General features: G+C 60.9%; 20 protein-coding genes. 15 read left to right on the top strand and 5 right to left on the bottom strand.

Going from position 1 to position 22,668, the window contains the following annotated elements:
• The first annotated feature begins 66 nt into the window (after window positions 1-66).
• From JQ641_RS10360 to JQ641_RS10345, 4 genes are read left to right on the top strand one after another with little or no spacing between them, the layout of a single operon-like run.
• Window positions 67-2,574 carry an alpha/beta hydrolase gene (locus JQ641_RS10360; protein WP_211995872.1) on the top strand — a complete coding sequence of 836 codons (2,508 nt, stop codon included), beginning with the start codon at window positions 67-69 and terminating at the stop codon, window positions 2,572-2,574.
• Between the two features lie 7 nt (window positions 2,575-2,581).
• Entirely contained in the window at window positions 2,582-3,451 is an 870-nt protein-coding gene (locus JQ641_RS10355; RefSeq protein ID WP_211995871.1) for an alpha/beta fold hydrolase, read from the top strand.
• Window positions 3,452-3,477: 26 nt separating this feature from the next.
• Window positions 3,478-3,822 carry a phasin family protein gene (locus JQ641_RS10350; protein WP_211995870.1) on the top strand — a complete coding sequence of 115 codons (345 nt, stop codon included), beginning with the start codon at window positions 3,478-3,480 and terminating at the stop codon, window positions 3,820-3,822.
• A 58-nt stretch (window positions 3,823-3,880) separates the two neighbouring features.
• Window positions 3,881-4,360: a potassium channel family protein gene (locus tag JQ641_RS10345; RefSeq protein WP_211995869.1), complete on the top strand. Its 480-nt coding sequence runs from the start codon at window positions 3,881-3,883 to the stop codon at window positions 4,358-4,360.
• Here JQ641_RS10345 and JQ641_RS10340 read toward each other — a convergent pair.
• Window positions 4,317-5,000: a helix-turn-helix domain-containing protein gene (locus tag JQ641_RS10340; protein WP_211995868.1), complete on the bottom strand. Its 684-nt coding sequence runs from the start codon at window positions 4,998-5,000 to the stop codon at window positions 4,317-4,319. The genes JQ641_RS10345 and JQ641_RS10340 overlap by 44 nt on opposite strands.
• A gap of 299 nt (window positions 5,001-5,299) precedes the next feature.
• Between JQ641_RS10340 and JQ641_RS10335 the strand changes: the two genes are divergently transcribed.
• Together JQ641_RS10335 and JQ641_RS10330 are read left to right on the top strand one after the other, a co-directional pair.
• Window positions 5,300-5,935: a response regulator transcription factor gene (locus JQ641_RS10335; RefSeq protein WP_211995867.1), complete on the top strand. Its 636-nt coding sequence runs from the start codon at window positions 5,300-5,302 to the stop codon at window positions 5,933-5,935.
• A 184-nt stretch (window positions 5,936-6,119) separates the two neighbouring features.
• Window positions 6,120-6,491, top strand: coding sequence for a response regulator transcription factor (locus JQ641_RS10330; RefSeq protein WP_211995866.1), 372 nt, complete (start codon window positions 6,120-6,122; stop codon window positions 6,489-6,491).
• An 11-nt stretch (window positions 6,492-6,502) separates the two neighbouring features.
• Here the strand turns inward: JQ641_RS10330 and JQ641_RS10325 are convergent, their stop codons facing one another.
• Both JQ641_RS10325 and JQ641_RS10320 read right to left on the bottom strand, forming a co-directional pair.
• Complete coding sequence (locus tag JQ641_RS10325; protein ID WP_211995865.1) at window positions 6,503-7,120, bottom strand: invasion associated locus B family protein; 618 nt, start codon at window positions 7,118-7,120, stop codon at window positions 6,503-6,505.
• 28 nt (window positions 7,121-7,148) lie between these two features.
• Window positions 7,149-8,042 carry a dienelactone hydrolase family protein gene (locus JQ641_RS10320; RefSeq protein WP_211995864.1) on the bottom strand — a complete coding sequence of 298 codons (894 nt, stop codon included), beginning with the start codon at window positions 8,040-8,042 and terminating at the stop codon, window positions 7,149-7,151.
• A 294-nt stretch (window positions 8,043-8,336) separates the two neighbouring features.
• Here JQ641_RS10320 and JQ641_RS10315 point away from each other — a divergent pair, with 294 nt between their 5' ends.
• From JQ641_RS10315 to JQ641_RS10295, 5 genes are all read left to right on the top strand, one after another.
• Window positions 8,337-9,014: a YoaK family protein gene (locus JQ641_RS10315; RefSeq protein WP_211996113.1), complete on the top strand. Its 678-nt coding sequence runs from the start codon at window positions 8,337-8,339 to the stop codon at window positions 9,012-9,014.
• Window positions 9,011-10,741, top strand: coding sequence for a SulP family inorganic anion transporter (locus JQ641_RS10310; RefSeq protein ID WP_211995863.1), 1,731 nt, complete (start codon window positions 9,011-9,013; stop codon window positions 10,739-10,741). Before JQ641_RS10315 ends, JQ641_RS10310 begins: the two co-directional genes overlap by 4 nt.
• A 207-nt stretch (window positions 10,742-10,948) precedes the next feature.
• Window positions 10,949-13,702 (top strand): aminotransferase class I/II-fold pyridoxal phosphate-dependent enzyme, encoded by a 2,754-nt coding sequence (locus JQ641_RS10305; RefSeq protein WP_211995862.1) that lies wholly within the window; start codon window positions 10,949-10,951, stop codon window positions 13,700-13,702.
• 15 nt (window positions 13,703-13,717) lie between these two features.
• Window positions 13,718-15,418: an aspartate:alanine exchanger family transporter gene (locus JQ641_RS10300; protein WP_211995861.1), complete on the top strand. Its 1,701-nt coding sequence runs from the start codon at window positions 13,718-13,720 to the stop codon at window positions 15,416-15,418.
• A gap of 35 nt (window positions 15,419-15,453) precedes the next feature.
• Window positions 15,454-15,888: a hypothetical protein gene (locus JQ641_RS10295; RefSeq protein ID WP_211995860.1), complete on the top strand. Its 435-nt coding sequence runs from the start codon at window positions 15,454-15,456 to the stop codon at window positions 15,886-15,888.
• Window positions 15,889-15,944: 56 nt separating this feature from the next.
• Here JQ641_RS10295 and ppk2 read toward each other — a convergent pair whose 3' ends face one another.
• On the bottom strand, window positions 15,945-16,745 hold the full coding sequence (gene ppk2 / locus JQ641_RS10290; protein WP_249150327.1) for a polyphosphate kinase 2: 801 nt from the start codon (window positions 16,743-16,745) through the stop codon (window positions 15,945-15,947).
• A gap of 38 nt (window positions 16,746-16,783) precedes the next feature.
• Entirely contained in the window at window positions 16,784-17,239 is a 456-nt protein-coding gene (locus tag JQ641_RS10285) for a hypothetical protein (protein ID WP_192734998.1), read from the bottom strand.
• 237 nt (window positions 17,240-17,476) lie between these two features.
• Here JQ641_RS10285 and JQ641_RS10280 point away from each other — a divergent pair, with 237 nt between their 5' ends.
• The 4 genes from JQ641_RS10280 to JQ641_RS10265 all read left to right on the top strand — a co-directional run bounded on the left by JQ641_RS10280 (window position 17,477) and on the right by JQ641_RS10265 (window position 22,652).
• Window positions 17,477-17,896, top strand: a complete 420-nt coding sequence (locus JQ641_RS10280) for a hypothetical protein (RefSeq protein WP_211995859.1) — start codon at window positions 17,477-17,479, stop codon at window positions 17,894-17,896.
• 128 nt (window positions 17,897-18,024) lie between these two features.
• Entirely contained in the window at window positions 18,025-19,923 is a 1,899-nt protein-coding gene (locus tag JQ641_RS10275) for a sensor histidine kinase (protein WP_211995858.1), read from the top strand.
• A 102-nt stretch (window positions 19,924-20,025) separates the two neighbouring features.
• A complete protein-coding gene (locus JQ641_RS10270) occupies window positions 20,026-21,729 on the top strand; it encodes a DUF3300 domain-containing protein (RefSeq protein ID WP_211995857.1) in 1,704 nt (567 codons plus the stop codon).
• Window positions 21,726-22,652, top strand: a complete 927-nt coding sequence (locus tag JQ641_RS10265; RefSeq protein WP_211995856.1) for a DUF2950 domain-containing protein — start codon at window positions 21,726-21,728, stop codon at window positions 22,650-22,652. Before JQ641_RS10270 ends, JQ641_RS10265 begins: the two co-directional genes overlap by 4 nt.
• The last annotated feature ends 16 nt before the right edge of the window (window positions 22,653-22,668 follow it).

The following is a 22,668-nucleotide window of genomic DNA, read 5'->3' as shown; positions in this document are numbered from 1 at the left end:
TAAATCAAGGAACGCGCGGCCACCGCACCTAGCTTCCCAGCAAGGACTGATTGGGAGGAATGAGCCATGATCGGGAAACAAGCTTTGCGCAGATGCTTCATCAGCCTGCTATTGCTTCTGGTCGGTACCTCGCTCGCTGTCGCACAGCCTTTTACGCGGCGTTCGTCGCAAGTGCAGCACGATGGGTTGAAGAAATATTACGAGATCAGCGACTTCAAGCTCGGCGGCAAATACGACCTTGCCAATCCCTCGAAATGGGAAAACGGCGGCGAGGGCGGCGTAACGCTGGAATCGCTCGGCGGCGGCAAGCTGCGTACCGCCTACATCGCGATCGGCACGCCGCGCCGCAACACCGCGGGCGAGATCACCAATGCGGTCGTCATCAGCTCCTATTATTCCGGCGACTCCACCGACATGTACGAACAGTGGGTGAAGGGCGCCGCGCTCTCCGGGACCACGCCGATCATCGGGCCGGGCCGACCGATCGATACCGATCGCTATTATGTCGTGATGGTCGACCCGCTCGGCACCTGGGGCGCCAGCAAACCGTCCGACGGGCTGGGGATCAAGTTTCCGCAATACACCTATTTCGACATGGTGCAGGCGAATTATCGCATGCTGCGCGACCATCTGAAGGTGGTGAAGGTGGCGCTGGCCGCCGGTGTCTCGATGGGCGGCACCCAGACCTACGTCTGGGGCGTGATGCACCCGCAATATGTCGGCGCCATCATGCCGATTGGCGGCACCACGCAATCGGACGCCGGCGATCCCGTCGGCAACTGGACCTTCCAGCTGATGACAGCCGCGATCGAGTCCGATCCGGTCTGGCAGCAGACCAAGGGCGATTACTACAAGATGCCGAAGGAAAAGCACCCGCTGATGGGCATGGCGTTCGGCTGGTCGGTTCTCGGCTTGACCGGGTATGACTTCGAATACCGGACCTCGCAGGCCTTCACCTCCGTGCAGCCGGAAATCTTCTACTGGAATCCTCCGAACGAGAAGGCCGGATTGAACGTGATCAACCGGTCCAAGATGTACGACGCGGTCGATCTGGTCTGGCGCAACCGCGTCGGAGAGCTTCACAACATCAATGACCAACTCGGCCGCATCCAGGCGCGGACCATGGTGATGCACATCACCAACGACCTTTGGCTCAACTTCAAGCTCGCGGAAAAGGCGGTCGACCGCATCCCGGGTGCCGACCTGATCGCCGAAGAGAGCCCGGTCGCGCACTACGGCGTGTTCTCGATCATCAACCGCCGAAAGAATGATCCGAAATTCGTCTCGTTCATGGATGACGTGGCGAGCCTCGACAGGGCGCAGCAGTTCGCCGACAAGAACTACCGCGTACCCGGCGTTGCGTCGGACATCGATCCGAAGAAGTCGTTCTGGAAGGATTTTGTGACCTACCCCTACCCGGTCAAGTACGCCACCGCAAAGGACAGCCGCGGCACGTCCTGGCAGATCGGCTACATGGACGAGTACAGCGGCACCGACAAGGATCCGAAGGTTCTCGTTATCGTCCACGGCAAGGGCGCGTTCGCCGGCCATTACGGCAACATCATGCAGTATGCGCTGCGTAGCGGCCTGCGCGTGATTGCGCCCGATCTGCCGCATTACGGCATGTCCGGTCCGGGCAATATCGACAAGAGCCCGGCGCGAACCATGCAGGACATGCGTGAGGTCGTCCACGACCTGGTGGTCAACCAGCTCAAGGTCGGCAAAGCCGCCTATCTCGGCCACTCGCTTGGCGGCCAGCTCATCATGGGTTACGCGCTGACCTATCCGGACGCAGTGCAGAGCCTGATCCTCGAGGCGCCAGCGGGGCTCGAGGAATATCCGCGCGAGGTCACGATCGCGCCCGGCAAGACCGCGAAGTTGTTCGACGCCTCCCTGGCGCGGGACTTCGACAAGTGGAAGGACGTCTGGGGGCCGACCCAGGTACTTGCGAGCGAAATGGCCCGGCCGGAGCAGAACATTCGCGAGTTCTTCTACTTCAAGAAGCGCGATCCGGTCACCGGCGTGGTCGGACGCAGCAAGAGCGGCTACTTCATGAACGACAGCCAGTATGCGCGGCTGCACACCGAACAGCGTGTCGGCCTGACCAGGGGCAACCCGAAGGAGCTGGAGCAGTGGACCAATGTGTACATCTTCGACATCTACGGCATGGTGTCGGAGTTGCAGCAGGATGATCCCAAGAACCTCTATCGCCGCCTGACGGAGATCAAGGCGCCGATCTTCCTGGCCTTCGGCGACAAGGAGCCCTTTATCCCCGGCACGGCATTCAATGGGCTGAAAGACCTTGGCCGCGACATCATCACGCCGTTCATGACACGGATGACGGGCGCCAATAACCGCCCGATCCTGAAGATCTATCCGGACACCGGACATTTCATCCATACCGACAATCCGGTGGAGTTTTCGGCCGACGTCACCGACTTCGTATCCACGGGCTATCTCGACACCAGTTCGCCGGTCGAGATCGACCGCGTGATCAACGGCGTAGTCGCTTCGGCGATGCCGGAGGCACCGACGCCGAGCGGGCCGAACCCGACGGCCGGCCTGAACAAATAGAGCTGTCATGGCGCGGGTACGGGCAGGCGAGGTCCAGCTGGGCTGGCGAGAGTGGGGTGGAGGCGACGTTACCGTCGTCTTCATCCACGGCAATCTCGCCAGCAAGGACTGGATCGAACTGGCCGCGCCTTTATTTCCCAGCGGCCTGCGTGTGATCGGGATCGACTGGCGCGGCTGCGGCGAAAGCGACCGCCCGAAGCCTGCGGTGGGCTATTCCAACTACTCGATGCAGCAGCATGCGCAGGACATGCTGGCTGCACTCGATGCGCTCGACATCAATTTCTGTCATTTGGCGACCCATTCGACCGGCGGCATCATCGCCGCGCGGATGCTGCTGATGCAGCCGCAGCGGTTCGGACGGGTGTTCGCCCTCGATCCGGTTACGCCGCTCGGCATGGCGTTCAATGCCGATCAGATCGGTCTCTTCCGTTCGATGATGGCGAGCAGGAAGTTGACCCGGGAAATCATGGCGACTGCGGCGGCCTCGCTGTTCGTGCCGGATAGCCTTGCGCCGAACACCGTCCCGCGCTTCCGCGTTGGACTTGGAGAGATCGAAGCGCTGTTCGAACGGATCCTGGAGCAGACCTTTGGCGTCTCCGAAGGAATCTGGATCGGGACCCCCGTCAATCTCACCCACGAACGGGAAAGCGGCGAGCTGGAGCGCCGAATGCCCGAGATCCGACATCCGCATCTGGTGCTGTGGGGCGAGTGGGACGGCTGGATTCCAACAAGCGACCTTCGGACGATGGCGGCTGCAATGCCGGATTGCCGCCTGGTGGTTGTGCCCGGCATCGGGCATTCGATGAATCTCGAATTGCCTGCGCTCTACGCCGGCTATTTCGGCGCCTGGTTTGGCGGCTTGCGCGATAAGGTTTAGTCCGTTCTCTCACAAGGAGCAGTGTCATGGCCGATATCAATCCCTCCGCTGACAGCGTTCGCGCGATGCTTTCCGAAGCCAACGGCCGCATTCGAAAGGCCATGGTGGAGTATTTTGAATTGCTCGAGAAGGGCGCTTCGCAGCTGCCGGCTTCCGATCAGGTCAAGCAGTTCTGCAGTCAGGTGCAGCGTAATGTGACTGCGACATTCGATCTCGGCGATAGGCTGATTCAAGCCAAGGATGCGCAGGACGCTTTCAAGATCCAGTCCGAGTTCTACCAGGACCAGATGCGGGCGCTGACCGAGCAGGCCAGGAGCATGGGTGAATCCGCCATGAAGGCGGCGACCAGCGCATTCACGCCGAAGAGCTGAGATCGGCTGCACTGTAATCAGAGGATGGGTCGCGCCTCTGCCGATCCAAGAGACGGCGATGGCGCTTGAATTGCTGGTAGGCTTCGTCGTCAGCGTGCTCAACATCATGATCCATGCGCTGGTGACCGTCGGCGCGGCCGGCATTGCCCGCGCCGCCGGGCAGCGGCACATGAGGTGGCCGAGAGTGCACCTGATGGCCGTGATGGTCGCGACTGCGGTGGCCCTGATGGTGGCGCACACGCTGGAGATCTTTGTTTGGGCGCTGGCCTACGCGATCGTCGGTGCAGCGCCTGCCGGCAGCGATCTGCTTTATTTTTCTTTCGTCAATTATACCACGCTCGGCTACGGTGACATCACGCCCGTGCAGGCGTGGCGGCTGAGCGGACCGATGACCGCGATGAACGGCATCCTGATGTTCGGCTGGTCGACCGCCGTCCTGTTCGAGGTGCTGCGCAAGACGCACGAGCATCTCGCCTCAACCGGCGCACCGGGGTTCAGTGCTGCAGGTCGAGATTGGCCAGCTCCTGGCGGTCCATAAGCACGATCTGGCGCTGATTGGTGCCGATGAAGCCGATGATGCCGAGCTCATGCAGCCGCGACAGCGCACGCGAGACCGTTTCGAGCGTCAGGCCGAGATAATCTGCAATGTCGCGGCGCGACATCGGTAGCGGCATGACGCCCGCCGCCGTAAGCCGTCGATCCATCTCGATCAGGAAGGCGGCGACCCGCTCCAGCGAAGTCTTGCGGCCGAGCAACAGCATATGGTCCTCGGCATGCTGCAGGTTGCTCGTGGTCATGCTGAGCAGGTTGCGCGAGACCATCGCATCGCTCTCGGCCACGATCTCAAGGCTGCGCCGCTTGATCAGGCGAACCGTGGTGTTCACGATCGCCTCCGCGGTAAACCGGTGTTCGCTTCCGTTCTCGAGTCCAAAGATGTCGCCCACAAGGTGAAACGCGCCGATCTGGCGACGGCCGTCCGAAAGCAACTTGTAGCTCCGCACCGCACCGGCTTTCACCTGATAGACGTATTCCGCAGGCTCTTTCTCTCCGAATATTTCGGTCCCTTTTTTGTAATTGAATTCGCTTAAACTAACGAGCGGATTTGAATAGCTCTCCATGCCGAGCGCATCGAGCGTGTTGGGACGGGACGCCGAATCGGCCGTGATCCGCACAAACATGGGCCAACTCCTGTACTGGGCGCTACGTGGTGCCACGTTTGGGTGAAGCAGTTCGTCGCAGAGAATGCGGGCATTGCCCTTCGTTTTCGACCGCAGTTCACCTTGGACGAAAGCCCTACCTGAAACTATTGTCCCAATGTTCATTGTACCAAAGGACAACCGGCAGTATGTTGCTGCCATTGAGACGCGCACATTGCCGCGCCAAACCATATGTCCGCTAGGGGGCATTTGCACATTGATTGCGAAGTTGCTTGAACCCGTTCGGATCGCCGGGTTTGGTTCGGCGGCTAGGAGGGGAAATGCCTGGCCTTGTTCACGTGGTCGATGACGACGCCTCGTTTCGAACGGCGATCGAACGGCGCCTGAGGCATGCGGGCTATCTAGTAGAAACCCACTCATCGGCGCAGCATTTGTTGGATTGCCTGCCGGGCAGCGCAGAAATACCGGGATGTATCCTGCTCGATGTACAGATGCCGGGGGTGAGCGGTCTTGAGCTGCAAAATCGTCTCGTCGAACTCGGATCGATCCTGCCCATCGTGTTCGTCACCGGACATTCCGATATCCCGACGACCGTGCGAGCCATCAAGGCGGGGGCTGAGGATTTTCTGACCAAGCCGATACCGTCAGAACAAATGATTGGCGCAATCGAGCGTGCTTTGGCTCGTTGCGACCTGGCCCGCAGCCAACAGACTGACCTCGATTCCTTTCTCGCCCTCGTTGCAACACTGACTCCGCGCGAGCGACAGGTGTTCGATTTGATCGTGCGCGGCAAGATGAACAAGCAGATTGCCAACGATCTCGGAACGACCGAACGCACCGTGAAAGCGCACCGCCATCAGGTGATGGAAAAGCTGCAAGCGCATTCGCTTGCGGAATTGGTTTCGAGGGCGGTGCGGATGGGCGTGCTGCTTCCGGACACCAACTCCGGCAAATAGGCAGATTGGGGTACCGCTGGATCCCGTTCCGACCACCTTGCACATGAGGACAATATGAAAGTTTGCGGGCGGATGTCTAACTAGGGATGCCCCAGTGGCGCTCGCGCGGCTTACTCATACTTCCGTATACTTGGCGCGGTCGCCGAATGGTTTTGAATTGTATGAAACCTGAAGGCCGAGCACTGTGTCGATCCGCAAGTCAATTTTCGTGGTTGATGATGATTCTTCAATGCGCGAGGGCATGAAGCGGTTGCTGAGCAAGCACGGCTTCAACGCAATCCTCTTCGAGTCTGGTGCGGAGCTGCTCAGTTACGCGGATTTCGGCGCAGCATTTTGTATTGTCCTGGATATCGACCTGAAGGGGGAATCCGGCATCGCGTTGCGGCGTTACCTCGCCGACAATGGGTGCGTCCTGCCAGTTATTTACATCACCGGAAACGATAGTGAGGCGAACCGCGCAGCGGCAATAGGGTCGGGCTGCATCGCATACCTGATCAAGCCGTTTACCGCATCTTCGCTCATCGAGCCCATCCAAAAAGTAAGCGCTGCCGCTTAGGCAAACTTGTCTCATTCATCGATGTCCTGTTCGAACGTCTGCGCCGGCGCACCTTTGTGGATGGACGCGAACTGGCCGAGCGGGAGCGACGTCGAGACCGACAGCAGGCCTGAATCAACGAATTCCAGCCGCAGCATTTGCCCTGAACTCATTTCCTGGACCATCTTCGGGTCTGCCGCGGCGCCTGCGATGCAGGCATTGGTGAGGCACCAGGTATAGGGCACATCATGAGGCTTGCCCTGGTCGATCGTAAGCGTGGCCGGCTTCGGCAGATACATGCCCACGGGGCAGAACACCTGCAGCCGCGCCGTGGCGTCGCCTTCACGCTCGATGATATCGACGCGGACCGCCATTTGACCGGTCGGGAACGTTCCGGTGATCGAGGTCCGGCAGATCATTTTCGCGCCGCCGGGCCTGAAGCAGAGCTTCTTCCAGTCACTATAGGTGAGATCCTTGACTTCGCGCTGCCCACGGGGCGCGATTTCGGTCCCCGCCGGCGCGGTCGTCGATGATTGTTGTGATACGGCTGACTGGCCGAACGCGGTGCTCGCGACCGCCGCCAGAACAAGCAGTCTAAAGCAGGGCTTCGCATAATTGAACCGCGATTCGGCGCGATGTGAGCTCGTCATTGATGCTCCTCCAGGCTATGGCCGTTCCCTACCTTTGTTCATTCAGAAATTTCGACACGATCGGGGACCAGATCGGGATGGCGTCGGCAGACCCAATAAAGAAATGTCCATCACCACCGAACGGCGGTACCAAATGGTATTCGGCCTTGCCGCCTGCCGCGCTAAAGGCCTCGTGCATGCGTTTCGACAGGGCGGGGCCAAAGAAGGTATCGTTCTCGATATAGATCCACAGCATCGGCACCCGCGATGTGCGGCCGAACTCGCCGGTTGCTTCGACCAGTTTGTCGGGCGCGCAATTGTTGTTCGGCTTGCCGTCGACGCGGCCGCCTCGGCCCGCGGCAAAGGTGATGATTGCCTTGACCTGGGGCGGGTTCAGGCTTGAAAGCGCGATCGAGGCCCAGCCGCCGGCGGACTGCCCGACGATGATGACGTCCTTGGGCAGGGTGCGTTTCTCGGCCGCCATATAGTCGATGATCCAGAGGTCGACTTGAGCGACCGCAAGGCCGGGAGCGTGGAAGTTGGGATTGCTGCACTTTCCGACTTTCGAGAAGAACGGGCCGTAGAGCCCATGCTCGGGGATGTCGATGGCGGCCGCGCCGTATCCGGTGCCGACGGGGGCCACCACGAGATAGCCGCGTTGGGCAAACCACTTGGCGGCGTCGCGAAATTCCACAAGCGGGAAAAAGCTGCGGCCGGTCGCAGTCATTGAGACGCCGTGGTTCATGATCGCAAGCGGGAACGGCCCGTCACCGACCGGCCGCACCACATAGGCGAACATCGGGAGCGGCAGCGGCAGCGCCCAGACCTCTTCCTGGATTGGACGGGATGCGGCGGCCTGATCTTCGGCGTGCGACGGCGTGATCAGGGTAGCGAATAGCAGCAATAGCGCGGCGATCAGGCTACGTAAGCTTTGCTGACTCATGGCGCGTCTCCCTCGATGTAGCACCTGAAGCAAATGCTCAACCAACGAAGGTTCAGATGGCCGACGTCGGTACGCGCAAGGAGAAGAACGCGAGTCTCCGCCGGCAGCAGAGAGCTTTCCGGGACGGTGATCCCGCTGACACTGGCCATTCTCGCATTCCCGGGCACACGGTTCGATTGCGTACCGAGTTGATTGCCGGGAACTCCCTGAAGGCTTGATCCAGATCAAGCCCCGTCGGGGTTGAGGCGTTGCCTATCGAGCAGAGCCGGACCCGCGACAAGCCCGCGTATTGACATGACTTCAATGGATATCGCCGCAAGTCCGCCGATACGCCGCGACGAAACGGTGCAGGTCGCGCTGCTGCTTGCCTTCGCCGGCGGCTATCTCGACGCCTATACGTGGATCATCCACGGCGTGATGGCCAACGCGCAGACGGCGAACCTCGTCCTGCTCTGGGTTTATGGCACCACGGGCGAATGGGCGCGGGCGCTTCACTTTGTTCCTCCGATGCTGGCATTCGCGGTGGGGATCGTGATGGCCACATTTCTGCGCAGCGCGACAGGAGAGCGTGCCAGTGCGATCAGCACGCTTATCGAGATTGTGATGCTTATCACGGTCGGCATCCTGCACAATCGCTTGCCGGATCTGGCGGGCACGCTTGGCATTTCGTTCGTTGCCGCCATGCAAGCCGCGATCTTCACCAAGGTCGAAGGCGTGATCTACAGCTCGGTGATGATAACGGGCAATCTTCGCCAGGCGATTGAGGGACTGTTCGCCGTGGTGTCCGGACAATTTGGCTCGCTTCGCCGCCCGGGTATCTTCGCCGCGCTGTGCGTCGCCTTTGGCGTAGGGGCGGCGGTCGGCGCCTATGCAACGAAGTTCATCCCGGACCTCGCGCTTGGCTTGCCGGTAGTCGCACTGCTGATCGTTTTGCTTCGCTGCGAGATTCGCCCCAACGAGGAGCGTCCATGAAACCATGCTCGTCTCAGCGAACGGGCTGGATACGGATTTTTCCTCCGTCGATCTGGCTTGCCGAGTATCAGCCGTCCTGGCTGCGCCACGATGCGATTGCCGGTGTGACGCTCGCCGCCTATGCGATCCCGGTATCGCTGGCCTATGCAGGCCTGGCCGGGTTGCCGCCGCAGGTCGGCATTTACGGCTATATGCTCGGAGGCATCGGCTATGCTTTGCTCGGTTCGTCGCGCCAGCTCGCGGTCGGCCCGACCTCCGCGATCTCGCTGATGATTGCCGGCACCGTTGGGTCCCTGGCTGGGGGCGACGCGGTTCGATTCGCGCAGATCGCCAGCCTTGCAGCCTGCGCTGTGGCGCTGCTTTGCCTGATTGCCTGGCTTTTCAAACTCAGCATTCTCGTCCGCCTGGTCAGCGACAGTATCCTTGTCGGCTTCAAGGCAGGGGCCGGACTGACAATCATCATGAGTCAGTTGCCGAGCCTGTTCGGCGTAGCGGGCGGAGGCCACAACTTCTTCGACCGGGCCATCCGGCTTGCAAGTCAACTCGGCGACAGCAATCTGCTCGTATTGGCAATTGGGGTTGCTGCAATCCTGTTCTTGCTCCTCGGCGGCCGGTTTCTGCCGGGCAGGCCGGTCGGATTGACCGTGGTGGCACTGTCAATTTTCCTGGCAACCTTGTTCGGTCTTCCGTCGCTGGGCATACAAGTTACCGGCAGCATTCCGGAAGGACTGCCGGCTTTCCAGGTGCCGACTTTCGGGATGCTCGAATTCCAGGAGCTATTTCCATTAGCGGCCGGGTGTCTGCTGCTGGCCTACATAGAAGGTGTTTCGGCGGCCCGGAGTTTTGCAGCGAAGCATGGATACAGCCTTGATGTGCGGCAGGAATTCCTGGGCCTGGGCGCCGCTAACCTCGCAGTCGCGTTTGGCCATGGCTATCCCGTCGCCGGCGGGTTGTCGCAATCCGCCGTCAACGACTCGGGAGGAGCGCGCACGCCGCTGGCACTGGTGGTTTGCTCGTTTGCCCTTGCGCTTTGCCTGCTGTTCTTTACGGGATTGTTGACCAATCTTCCCAAAGCAGTGTTGGCCGGCATTGTCCTGGTTGCCGTTTACAAGCTGGTCGACGTCCGCGCGCTGATCTGGATGTGGAGGGTCAGCAGGATCGACTTCTACGCCGCGGCGACCGCGCTGGTCTCCGTGCTGCTGCTCGGAATCCTGCAAGGTGTGCTGCTTGCCGCCCTTGCATCCATCTTCCTGCTGCTTGCCCGTGCGTCGCGGCCCAACATCGCGTTTCTCGGGCGGCTTCCCGGGACCGGCCGCTATTCCGACAGCGCCAGGCACGAAGGCGTGGAGCCGCTGGTCGGTGTTATCGCTTTCCGGCCTGAAGCCTCGCTGCTCTACATCAATGCCGAGACGATACTGGATACGGTTGTGACGGCGTTCCGAAAATCGCCTGACGTCAGGCTGGTTGCCTGCGATCTCTCGGCGTCCCCCTACATCGATCTCGCCGGGGCGCGCATGTTGCTTGACCTCCATGACGAGCTGGCATCGCGTCATGTGACGTTCTGCATCGTCGGCGCTCATGCGCAGCTGCGCGATCTGTTAAGGGCGGAAGGGTTGGCGGACAAAACGGACAGCGGCGCATGGCTCCGGACGCTCGACAGCGTGCTGGAAGAGAGCAAGGCCGGGGAACGAACCGATTTCCCGTTGGAGCGGCCGACTGCACCGTAAAGAGCGGGCGGCTGGGCACCGATCCAGGCGAGGCGGTGCTGATACCAAAGTCACAACCTGACCCGCCCATCGCGTTGCGACACGCGGCATTCGTGGCTGCTTGAAGAGTCCGTGAGCGTCCGACCCTTGACTTGGATCAAGGGAGTGGACGGGCAGGCCGGGCACGTTCCCAAGAGCCATCACCCCTGCAAGGATCGGGAGAAGAGTATGTCGAAGGACACCAAGCCCGCACAGAAGCGCATCGATCAGTTCCTTTCCGGGCCCGGTGGACGGGCGGACGACTGGCGTGATCTGGTCGAAGGCGCCAAGGTGTGGGCTCGAGGCGGGGATCGAGCGAACTACGATGCCGCGCTGGCCGTTCTGTCGGTGACGGAGGAGTTTCACGGTTATCCCGGCCTGCGACTGATGGCGACGTTGCGGGAAGCCGCTTCGGCCGGAGACGCGGCGGCCTCGCTCGCCTTGGCGACACGGATCATGCAGGCCCTGACGACGAGGTCGTTCCGTCAGCACGCCAGCGACTGGAGCCTGAAAGATGACGGCAACGGCGAGGATCCCGACCTGGTGCCGACGGCATTCGTGCAGCAAGCCGGCCGCCGTCCCTATTTCGAAACATTGATCGTCACCGGTCTTTCAACCAGCGACTGGCCGGCGCTTGCGACCGAATGGCGCAAGCTGCGTCGTTCAGTCGATGCGTTCATCTATGAGCCGGTCATCGTCGGCAGCCTGGAAGACGCCTTCTGCGCCGTGATGCTGAATCCCAACATCGCGTCCGTCGTCATCAATGAAGGCTTTGCCCTTCGCTCGCGCCATGACGCGTCCGTGCTCCGCCCCATGATGACTGCCATCGGCCTCAACGAAGAGTCGGATGCATCAGCGCTGCGGCTCGCCCATATCATCAACCAGGTGCGACCCGAGCTTGACCTGTATCTGATGTCCAATCGAGATGTCGAGCAGATGGCTGGAAGCCCCGACGCCAACGTGTTCCGGCGGATCTTCTATTCGATCGAGGAGCTTCTGGAGCTCCATCTGTCGATTCTGGAAGGAATCCAGGATCGCTTCGACACCCCGTTCTTCGACAATCTCAAGAAATATGCGCAGCGCCCGATCGGGACGTTCCATGCGTTGCCGATCGCGCGCGGCAAGTCCGTCTTCAGATCGGACTGGATCCGGGATATGGGCGAGTTCTATGGCCTGAACCTGTTCCTGGCCGAGAGCAGTGCGACCACGGGCGGTCTCGATAGCCTGCTGGAGCCGACCGGCAACATCAAGAAGGCGCAGGACAAGGCGGCCCGCGCGCTCGGCGCGGATCGCGTCTTCTTCGTGACCAACGGCACCTCGACGTCGAACAAGATGGCCGTTCAGGCGCTGCTCGCGCCGGGCGACATTGCGATCGTCGATCGCAACTGCCACAAATCGCACCACTACGGCATGGTTCTGGCAGGCGCGCAGCCGCTCTATGTCGAGGCGTTCCCGATGACGGAATATTCGATGTATGGCGCGGTGCCGCTGAACACCATCAAGCACGCGCTGCTGAATGCCAAGGCCGACGGCCGGCTCGATCGGGTCAAGATGCTTGATCTGACCAACTGCACCTTCGACGGCCATATCTACAATACCCGCCGGGTGATGGAGGAATGTCTCGCGATCAAGCCCGACCTGATCTTCCTGTGGGATGAGGCCTGGTTCGGCTTCGCGCGGTTTTCGCCGTTCCTGAGGCGGCGCACCGGACTGGGGGCCGCCAACGAGATCGAGGCGTGGATGCACGACCCGAAATCGGTTGCGGCTTATGAAAAGCAGCAGTCCGAACTTGGCAAGAATCCGTCGAACGAAGTGCTGCTCAAGACCCGGCTGATCCCCGACCCGCGGCAGATCCGGCTACGCGTCTACCAGACCAATTCGACGCACAAGTCGATGTCGGCGATCCGGCAGGGCTCGATGCTGTCGGTCAAGGACGTCGAATTCCACACCGTCGAGCAGCAATTCAAGGAGGCGGTATTCACGCATGCTTCGACCAGTCCAAACCAGCAGCTCATCGCAAGCCTCGACGTCTCGAGACGCCAGATGGAGCTCGAGGGCTATGGGCTCGTGGCCAATGCGATCGAGATCGCGGTCGCCATTCGCCGGGCGGTCAACACCAATCCGCTGATCTCGAAATATTTCCGGATTCTGGGTGCGGACGCCATGGTGCCTGCGCAATACCGGCAAAGCGGCTTCAAAGACTATCTGGACCCGAGCGCGAACTGGGCAACCGCCCTGAAGAGCCTGGATGACGACGAGTTCTGCCTCGATCCGACCCGCATGACCCTGGTCTGTGGCATGGCTGGATTCGACGGGACGCAATTCAAGGGCATTCTGGCGAGCGAGTACAACATCCAGATCAACAAGACGTCCCGCAACTCGGTTCTGCTTCAGTCCAACATCAACAACACGCGCAGCGACGTGGCTCACCTCGTGCGGGTGCTCGCGGAGATCGCCGGTGAAGTGGACCGCGGCCTGACGCAGGGCGGCGCCAATGCGAAGAAGACGTTCGAGGCGCGGGTGAAGAGCCTGATGACCGATGTGCCCGACTTGCCGAACTTCTCGCATTTCCATCCGAGCTTCCGCGGCGATGCGGGCGCCAAGACAAACGAGGGCGACATCCGCAGCGGCTTCTATGCGGCGTATGACGCTCCAGGCTGCGAATACATCCGCCTCGGCGACGCCGAGATCGACCGGCGCCTGAAGGCGGGTCCCGATCTCGTCTCCGCCAGTTTCGTGATCCCGTATCCGCCGGGCTTCCCGATCATGGTGCCGGGCCAGGTCATTACCCAGGAAACCATCGACTTCATGCGCAAGCTCGATGTGAAGGAAATCCACGGCTACGACGCCAAGGAAGGCCTGAAGCTGGTGCGCACCGAAGCCCTGGCGAAGATCGGCAGGCCGAAGCCTGGCGCCGCACCGAAACTGAAAGCTGCGTCATAACAAGGGACGACGACCATGCAGGGCTTTTTCACATTCCTGCAGCAGAATCCTTATCTGCTGCTGTTCTTTGTTGTCGGCCTCGCCGTCTGGATCGGGCGCGCCAACATCAAGGGTTATGGCCTTGGCATGGTTGCCGGCGCCATCGTGGTTGGTGCGGCGCTGTCGGTGACGGCGTCGCTATATGGTGTGAAGCTGGAGCTGAACAATTTTGCCAAGAGCCTGTTCTATTACCTGTTCATGTATGGCGTCGGCCTGCGCGTCGGGCCGTCCTTCGTCAACAGCCTGAGGGGAGACGGTCTCAAGTTTTGCATTCTCGCAGTGGTGTCGAGCGTGCTCGGGCTTGCGCTTGTCGTCCTCGGTGCAAAGTTGTTCGCGCTGCCGCCCGGCGCGGCCGGCGGCATGCTTGCGGGTTCACAGACCATGTCTGCCGCGATCGGCTCGGCGGAGCAGGCCATCACATCGGGCGTCGTCAAGTTGCCGGCGGGCGTGAAGCCCGAGGACGCCACCGGCATGATCGCGCTGTCCTACGGCATCACCTATATCTGGGGTACCGTCGGCATCATCCTGATCTGCAAATATTTGCCGCGCTGGTGGGGTGTCGATGCCAAGGCGGCGGCAAAGCAATATGAAACCGAGTTCGGCGTCAGAGATCTCGAAGGCGGTGGTCTGACCGGGTTCCGGCAGTTTGGCCTTCGTGCCTACCGGCTGGAGAATCAGGCTCAGGTCGGCATGAGTATTGCCAAGTTTCGCGTCAGCAATCCCGAATATCGTATCGTCAATGTGTCCCGCGGCGGCGAACAGCTCGGCGCCGATCCCGATCTCGTGCTCAAGAAAGGCGATATCGTCGCGCTTGGTGGTGCGACCGGACACCTGACCGAGAAGATGGGGCTGATCGGCCCGGAGGTTGCCGACGCCAAGACGCTCGGCATTCCCCTGGACCAGGCCGAAATCCTCGTCACCAACAAGGCGGTCGTCGGGCGCACGTTCGAATCGTTCCGCAGCGAAGCCATGGCAGGTCAGCTTCAGGTCACCAAGGTCGAGCGTGGTGGCGTGCCGATTCCGGCCGGACTGAAGACCGAACTGCAGCGGATGGATATCGTCTCGGTCGTCGGCTTGAAATCCGCCGTGAATGAACTCGCTGAAATGTGGGGCCGTGTCGCCAGGACCAATACGGCCACCGACCTCCTCACACTCGCCGCAGGTTTGATTCTGGGACTTCTGATCGGTATGATTTCGTTTCCGGCGTTCGGCGCCTCGATCGGCCTCGGAAACGCCGGTGGCCTGCTGCTGTCCGGTGTGATCGTGTCGTCCGTCGTCTCGCGGCTGCGTTTCTTCGGCAACACGCCAAACGCGGCACGCAACGTGCTGGAGGATCTCGGCCTCGTCGTCTTCGTCGCCATCGTCGGCGTCAATGCCGGAGCCGGACTGTTGGCGCAACTGACCGGGGCGCTCGCACTGAAGATCTTCCTCGTCGGGTTCATCGCCTGCACGATCCCGCCGTTCATCGTGTGGGCGATCGGTTATCACGTCTTCAAGATCAACCCGGCCGTACTGATGGGCGGCGTTGCCGGTGCGCGCTCGCACTCCGGTCCTTGCCGCGAAGCCGCCGTGGAAATCCAGAGCAGCGTGCCCTGGATCGGGTTCCCGGTCGCCTACGCCGTATCAGGAATATTGCTCACGGTGTTCGGATATTTCGCGATGCTCCTGGCCCAATAGTGCGTGTTGCACTGCGTCTCACGAGAGGAAGAAACATGAGAAGGTTTAGCCTCAGCGTTGCGTTGATTGCCCTTGCCGTTGGCGTGGCAGGTCTCAGTACGCCCTCGCGGGCCGAGACCGGCCAGGTCGCCGTCGTCTTCACCAAGGGCGGGTTCATCGTTGGGGTAGGTGGCGGCGAGGGCGTGCTGGTTCTCCGCGGCAAGCGCTATCCGTTCACCGTATCGGGCATGAGCGTCGGCTTTACGATCGGCGCCTCGACCACCAAGTTTGTCGGTCGGGCGCTCAATCTGAAAGGACCAGCTTCGATCGAAGGCGCCTACAGCGCGGTCGGAGCCGGCGGGGCCGTCGCGGCCGGTGCGGGGAGCGTTCAACTGCGCAACGCCAACGGCGTGATCCTGCAACTCAGTGGCCCGAGGGTCGGCGCTGAAGTATCGGCTGCGGTCGGCGGGGTGACGGTACGCCTGAAGTAGTGTTTCGAGAATGAAATTTGAACGGATCGGGCCGCGCCAAAGCGCGCCCGATCCGTTCAGTACCGTTCCGCAACGAACTTCATCCCCCGCAGCCCGGTCTGGTCGTTATAGCGCCCCTTGTCGGAACGCTTCGGCAGCTCGACCTTGGCTCTTTTCACGCGCTTGTGCGGGATCATTTTCAGCAGATGTGCGATGCAGTTCAGGCGTGCCCGGCGCTTGTCATTGGAGCGAATGATGTACCAAGGCGCGTGTTTGGTGTTGGTGGCCTTGAGCATCAGGTCTCGCGCCCGCGAATAATCGTACCATCGCTGGTACGATTCCGTATCCATCGGGCTCAGCTTCCATTGCCGTAGCGGATCATCGATGCGGGCCCTGAAACGGCGCTCCTGCTCGTCCATTCCGACCTCGAGCCAGAGTTTAATCAGGATGATGCCGCCTTCGATGACGTATTTCTCCATCTGAGGACACAGTGAAAGAAATCGCTTGTGTTCTGCCGGCGTACAGAAACCCATCACATATTCGACGCCGGCGCGATTGTACCAGCTCCGGTCGAAGATGACGATTTCGCCCGCCGCCGGAAAATGCAGCATGTACCGCTGAAGGAACAGTTGCGTCTTCTCACGGTCCGACGGTGCGGGCAGGGCGACCACCCGAAACACGCGAGGACTGACCTTTTCGGTGATCGCCTTGATCGTGCCGCCCTTGCCGGCGGCATCCCGGCCTTCGAACAGGACGATGACCCGAAGATTGTTCGCCTTCACCCATTCCTGGAGTTGGCAAAGTTCGACCTGGAGCTTTCCCAGCTCTTTCTCATAGGCCTTGCGTTTCATCCCCGCGGTGGGCGCCTTGGCTGACATACCAACCTGCCGTCAGATCAGATCTGTTCGAGTTACCGTCAGTCGCCCCAGGCGATGGTGATGCCGATGTCGCCCGGCACACCTCCCGGGTAGTCAATGATCTGGTAGCTGATGCGATAGCCGCGCGGTTGCAGGTAGTCGGTCCAGAGTTGGAATATTTCCTTTGGAATCCCCGTCAACGTGTTCTCCCAACCCCGCTCCTGCTGATTGATCGCGCGCCCCTTGTCGGTGCATAGCGAGTTGGGGAATCGATACACCTGCACTTCCGTCAGTCCGTTTCGCACCGCCCGCTGGATAATGGTCGAAGCAAGCTGAACCTTCTCTTCCTCGGACTTGCCTGACGGTCGGGCAAGCCGCTCGATCAGCGCCCGCTTCTCGGCTTCGGCCGCAGCCGCAAGTCGCGCGTACTGCTCTGCCTTTTCGGCCTCCTTGAGGGCGGCTTCCTGCTGGATCTTCTTCGCACTGGGAATCAGGTCATCGATGTTGCGCGACATGGCCGAGGCTCCTGAACGGCTATCTTGGATCAGCGCTCTGAAGGCTAGGCGGCGTCGACATCGTTTCCTTGATTCAAATCAAGCAATCGGCAGCCGGCATACGCACGTTGCACGGGATATCTCGAGCTGCCTGGGTCGTTTCGGGGAGAGAACATTGAACGCGCAGTTTCAACTGATGGGCAAGCATCATCTGCCCTTCTATTGAGCGGCCACTGATTGGGATTCAAGGGGAAGCCGATGGCTGCACTTCGAAAGCTCATGCTTGCCACGGCGATCACGGCCGGCGCCGGCTTATTGTCGCCGCAGGAGGTGAAGGCGTTCGAACTAACCGGCGCATGGGCTACCAGTGCGGAGCAATGCAAAAAAGTGTTCGCCCGGAAAGGTCGCGCGAACCAGGTCACCTTTACGAACTTTTCCGGCGTCTACGGCGGCGGCTTCATCGTCGAGGCCAATCGCCTGAGGGGAAAGTTCGAGAAATGCTCGATCAAGTCGAAGAAGGAAACCAGTCAAAGCGTCAATATGGTCGCCGCTTGTGCCTCAGGCATCTTGCTTTCAAACGTCCAGTTTTTCCTGAAAATACTCGATGACAACACCATCTCCCGGCAGTTTCCGGGGATGGAAGAAATGGAAGTAAAATATCACCGCTGTCAGATCTAGGGTGCAACGTCCCGATCACGACGCGTTGCAGAAGGCAGCGTTTCCACTCGGGTGAGACCGTCCGCTGCAGTATGATTCGTGCTCGAATTGTGCTCGAATGCACCGCTCGGACTACCGGGGGTAACAGCATGAGTGGACGCCTCCAGATCGGAGCGATCTGGCCAGTCCTGGCCGTTCGTCTATGCGTCTGTCTCTTGGTTCTGGCTGCGATGTTGCCTGGATCGGCTCGCAGTGCGCCGCAGGGCGAACCCAAACGCGTCCTGATGTTGCATTCTTTCGGACACGACTTTCGGCCTTGGAGCGCATATGCCCTAAGCATCAAAGGGGCGCTCGAGCAGCAATCGCCATGGCCGCTGGATATTCAGGAGCATAGTTTGCTGACGGCACGGTTTAAAAACCCGGGACCGGAAGCACCGTTTGTCGACTATCTACGGTCGCTGTACGCTGGCCGTCAGCCGGATATCGTGCTGAGCATTGGGGCGCCCGCGGCCCGATTCGTCCAGAAATATCGCGGACAGCTTTTCCCTGACGCACCCATGGTGCTGACGGCGATCGAGCAGCGACTGGTTGATCGCTCGTTGCTGACCGACAACGATACGGTCGTCTCGGTCTATAACGACTTCTCAGCCTTTTTCAGCAGCATTCTTCAGGTCCTGCCGGACACACAGACGATTGCCGTCGTCATCGGTGCGTCGCCGCTGGAGAAGTTCTGGCTCGATGAAGCAAAGCGGGAAGCCAAGGCCTTCGAGAATCGGGTCGGATTCGCCTGGTACGCGGACCTCCCGTTTGAGGAAATTCTGAAGCAGGCAAGAGTGCTCCCACCGCACACGGTCCTGTTCTGGGGCTTGATGTCAGTCGATGCGGCGGGTGTTGCCCATGAAGGCGATCTCGCTTTGCGTAGCCTCCATGCGGTCGCGAACGCTCCGATCTTCTCCTTCCAGGAAGCGTTTTTCGATGGAGCTACCGTTGGCGGTCCGATGCATTCGATCGCCGAATCCAGCCGGCAGACCGCCAGCGCAACGATCCGCATTCTCGGTGGCGAGAAGCCGGGCAATATCAAGGCACAGCCGATCGGTTTTGCGTCTCCGAAGTACGACTGGCGGCAGATGCAGCGCTGGGACATCAGCCGAAGCAATTTGCCCCCAGGGAGCGCGATCCTGTTTCGTGAGCCCAGCATCTGGGAAAAATTTGGCTGGCAATTGGCGTTGATCAGCGGCGTCATCCTGGTCCAGGGCGTATTGATCGGCGGATTGCTCCATGAGCGGCAGCGCCGCCGTCTTGCCGAAGTCGAATCGCGCCAGCGCATGGCCGAGCTTGCGCACGTCAACCGCTATGCGGCAGCTGGAGAATTGACGACATCTCTAGCGCATGAACTGAACCAGCCGCTCGGTTCCATCCTGACCAACACCGAAACGGCAGAAGCGATGCTCAAGGGCGCTTCGCCGAATCTGGATGAGCTCAGGGAGATTCTGGCTGACATCCGGCGTGACGATTTGCGCGCCAGCGAGGTGATACGCCGGCTTCGCGGCGTGCTGAAGAAAACACCGTTCGAAATGATAGAACTCGACGTGAACGAGACGGTTCGGGAAGTTATCGGACTTGTCTCGGCCCTGGCCCATGGGCGCGAAATCCAACTGAGCTATGCCTCAACCTCGGTTGATCTGCGCATCAAGGGCGATCCCGTTCAGCTGCAACAGGTCATTCTGAACCTGATCATCAACGCGATGGACGCCATATCCGAAGCCGAGCCAAGGAAGCGCGAAATCAGCGTAATCACGAACCTCTCCGGCGCCTCCGCGGAAATCCGGGTTGGCGACACCGGCCCCGGTATCGAAGCGGAGAACCTGAAGAAGGTCTTCGATCCGTTTTTCACGACAAAGCCGCAGGGCATGGGCATGGGGCTTGCCATTGTTCGCACCATTGTCGAAGCGCACCAGGGCAAGATTTCGGCTGAGAACCAGCCGGCAGGTGGCACGCTATTCACGATCAGACTGCCGATCGCCCGCGGTCGATCAATTGCGGCCTGACCCAGGCCGGCCGCGCCCCACTCCTCGATTCCTTGATCTTTATCAAAGAACGACCCGGCCCCGGACCGATGCTTGCGGCGATGGATCCCGAAGGAGGGTGTGATGTTTCGCTGCGGCAAGACCCTGATCGCGTTCGTGCTGATGGTGGCGATGCCATTCGCCGTCTCGGCGCAGACGTCGGATAACCCACCTGCCGCCGGCAGTACGGCGCAGCCGGCGGCCGGCCAGCCTCAGCCGACCGCAGAGCTGCTGAAGCCTGCCCAGCTCGAAGCATTGGTGGCACCGATCGCGCTCTATCCCGACGAACTGCTGGCGAATGTGCTGGCGGCGTCGACCTACCCGCTGGAAGTGGTGCAGGCCGATCGCTGGCTGAAGGAGCGCAAGACGCTGAAGGGCGATGCCCTGAAAAAGGAAGTCGACAAGCAATCCTGGGATGACAGCGTCAAGGCACTTGCCAGCACGCCGGCCGTGATTTCGATGATGAGCGACAAGGTCGACTGGACCAAGAGTCTTGGCGATGCCGTGCTCGCGCAGCAACCGGATGTGATGGACGCGATCCAGCGCCTTCGTTCCAAGGCCTATGACAACAAGAAGCTGGTCACCACAAAGCAACAGAAGGTCAGCGTTCAGACACAGGAGAACAAGCAGGCGATTGTCATCGAGTCGGCCGATCCAAATACGATGTATGTGCCGTACTACGAACCGGCGGCGGTCTACGGAGACTGGCCCTACGCGGAATATCCGCCGTACTATTTCGGCTATCCGTCCTATATCGGCGCGGGCGTCATCGCGACGGGTCTTGCCTTCGGCGCGGCCTGGGCCATCGGCCGCTGGGGCAATTACTGGGGCGGCGGATTCAACTGGGGCAACCGCAATCTCTACGTCAACCATTTCAACAGGACCACCAACATCGGAAATAGCTGGCAGCACAATCCGGCGCATCGCCAGGGCGTGCGGTACAACAACGTCAATGTTCAGCAGCGCTTCGGCAACAACAATCTGAAGGCCGGTGCCTCGAACCGCATGGATTTCCGCGGTCGCGACGGGCAGCAGGTGATTCGACCGGGGCAGGACCGTCCGGGCGGCGGCGATCGCGTGGGAGATCGCGCCGGTGATCGTGCCGGTGACCGGGTCGGGGATCGTGCAGGTGATCGTACTGGCGACCGCGCGGGCACGCGTGATCGGCCGGCCGGTGATCGTGCCAAGGGCGGCGGCGATCGTGCCAAGGCCGCCAAGGGTGGCGGCGATCGTGCTAAGGCCGCCAAGGCTGGCGGAGATCGTGCCAAGGCAGCCAATCGCGGAGGTGGAGGCGCTCGCGGCGGGGCAATGAATGTGTCGTCGGGCAGGGCCGCCGCTGCGCAAGCGGCCCGCGGCCGGGCCAGCATGGCGAGCATGGGCCCGCGCGGTGGCGGTGCGAGCTTTGCTGGAGGCGGCGGAGGCGGCTTTGGCGGCAGGGCCGCCATGGGAGGCGGCGGCGGGTTCCGCGGCGGTGGCGGCGGTGGTGGCTTCCGTGGTGGCGGCGGCGGAGGACGGCGCTCGGATATCGCTTTAAAGCACGATGTCGTGTTGCTCGGTCATCTCGCCAACGGTCTCGGCTACTACCGCTTCAGCTATCTCGGCAGCACCAAGCCCTATGTCGGCGTCATCGCGCAGGAAGTGCAGAGCCTGATGCCGGAAGCGGTGACCCGCGGCCGGGACGGCTATCTGCGCGTCTACTATGAACAGCTGGGATTGAAATTCGGCTCCTACACCGACTGGCTTGCCGGCGGCGCAAGGATTCCCACGCCACGGGAGGTCTTGCCATGATCATCCGCAAATCGCTCTGTCGGATAACTTCGGCGGTTCTCGGCACAATCGTGGCGGTGACGCTGCTGTCTTCGGCATCTCAGGCGCAACAGGCCTATCCCACGCCGGAGAACGCTGCGGCGGCTTTGGTTGCAGCGGTCAAGACCGGCACCAAGAGCGCTATTCTGAAGGTCCTTGGCAATGCCGGGGCCGACATTGTCGAGTCCGGCGATGATGTTGCGGACGCGGAGATGCGCCAGCGTTTTCTGTCGGCCTATGACGCCAGGAATTCCATTCGGACCGAGGGGAACAAGAAAGCAACGCTGATACTGGGCGCAGATGATTTTCCATTCCCGATTCCGTTGGTCAATGGCAGGACTGGCTGGGAGTTCGACACGGCTGCCGGGCGTCGTGAAGTTCTATACCGTCGTATCGGACGCAATGAACTGGACGCGATCCAGACCAGCCTGGCCTTTGTGGATGCCCAGAACGAGTATGCCGAAAAGGATCGCACCGGCGAGGGAGCAGGCGTTTACGCGCAACGTGTTGTCAGTAGCCCTGGCAAGAAGGATGGGCTGTTCTGGCGCGACGACAGCGACCCCAGCCCGCTTGGCGAACTGATGGCGCAAGCCTCTGCCGAGGGATACAAGGCGGAGCAGGCGGAGCCCTATCACGGATACTATTTTCGAATTTTGCGGGGACAGGGGTCGGATGCGCCGGGCGGTGCGTTCAATTATGTCGTCAAGGGCAAAATGATCGGCGGCTTCGCGCTGATCGCATATCCCGCAGAGTATGGAAATTCCGGCGTTATGACCTTCATGGTCAATCATGCCGGTACCGTCTACCAGAAGGACCTTGGAGATCGGACGTTGAGGATCGTCGCGCGCATCATCCTGTTTGATCCGGATCAGACCTGGAAGAAGGTGGATGTGGCGGCCCCTTGAGCGGAGGAAGGTTGGA

Source organism: Bradyrhizobium sp. JYMT SZCCT0180 (assembly GCF_018130165.1).
Taxonomy (GTDB): Bacteria; Pseudomonadota; Alphaproteobacteria; order Rhizobiales; family Xanthobacteraceae; genus Bradyrhizobium.
Note: the sequence above shows the minus strand (reverse complement) of the source record. Positions and strands in the feature narration are given on the sequence as shown.

Bases quoted from the DNA above. Each gene is read 5' to 3' on its own strand.
- JQ641_RS10305 (WP_211995862.1), top strand. From the start codon at position 10,949: ATGTCGAAGGACACCAAGCCCGCACAGAAGCGCATCGATCAGTTCCTT.
- JQ641_RS10275 (WP_211995858.1), top strand. From the start codon at position 18,025: ATGAGTGGACGCCTCCAGATCGGAGCGATCTGGCCAGTCCTGGCCGTT.
- JQ641_RS10335 (WP_211995867.1), top strand. From the start codon at position 5,300: ATGCCTGGCCTTGTTCACGTGGTCGATGACGACGCCTCGTTTCGAACG.
- JQ641_RS10300 (WP_211995861.1), top strand. From the start codon at position 13,718: ATGCAGGGCTTTTTCACATTCCTGCAGCAGAATCCTTATCTGCTGCTG.
- JQ641_RS10355 (WP_211995871.1), top strand. From the start codon at position 2,582: ATGGCGCGGGTACGGGCAGGCGAGGTCCAGCTGGGCTGGCGAGAGTGG.
- JQ641_RS10270 (WP_211995857.1), top strand. From the start codon at position 20,026: ATGTTTCGCTGCGGCAAGACCCTGATCGCGTTCGTGCTGATGGTGGCG.
- JQ641_RS10325 (WP_211995865.1), bottom strand. From the start codon at position 7,120: ATGACGAGCTCACATCGCGCCGAATCGCGGTTCAATTATGCGAAGCCC.
- JQ641_RS10340 (WP_211995868.1), bottom strand. From the start codon at position 5,000: ATGTTTGTGCGGATCACGGCCGATTCGGCGTCCCGTCCCAACACGCTC.
- JQ641_RS10310 (WP_211995863.1), top strand. From the start codon at position 9,011: ATGAAACCATGCTCGTCTCAGCGAACGGGCTGGATACGGATTTTTCCT.
- JQ641_RS10345 (WP_211995869.1), top strand. From the start codon at position 3,881: ATGGCGCTTGAATTGCTGGTAGGCTTCGTCGTCAGCGTGCTCAACATC.
- JQ641_RS10280 (WP_211995859.1), top strand. From the start codon at position 17,477: ATGGCTGCACTTCGAAAGCTCATGCTTGCCACGGCGATCACGGCCGGC.
- JQ641_RS10295 (WP_211995860.1), top strand. From the start codon at position 15,454: ATGAGAAGGTTTAGCCTCAGCGTTGCGTTGATTGCCCTTGCCGTTGGC.
- JQ641_RS10350 (WP_211995870.1), top strand. From the start codon at position 3,478: ATGGCCGATATCAATCCCTCCGCTGACAGCGTTCGCGCGATGCTTTCC.
- JQ641_RS10285 (WP_192734998.1), bottom strand. From the start codon at position 17,239: ATGTCGCGCAACATCGATGACCTGATTCCCAGTGCGAAGAAGATCCAG.
- JQ641_RS10360 (WP_211995872.1), top strand. From the start codon at position 67: ATGATCGGGAAACAAGCTTTGCGCAGATGCTTCATCAGCCTGCTATTG.
- JQ641_RS10265 (WP_211995856.1), top strand. From the start codon at position 21,726: ATGATCATCCGCAAATCGCTCTGTCGGATAACTTCGGCGGTTCTCGGC.
- ppk2 (WP_249150327.1), bottom strand. From the start codon at position 16,745: ATGTCAGCCAAGGCGCCCACCGCGGGGATGAAACGCAAGGCCTATGAG.
- JQ641_RS10320 (WP_211995864.1), bottom strand. From the start codon at position 8,042: ATGAGTCAGCAAAGCTTACGTAGCCTGATCGCCGCGCTATTGCTGCTA.
- JQ641_RS10315 (WP_211996113.1), top strand. From the start codon at position 8,337: ATGACTTCAATGGATATCGCCGCAAGTCCGCCGATACGCCGCGACGAA.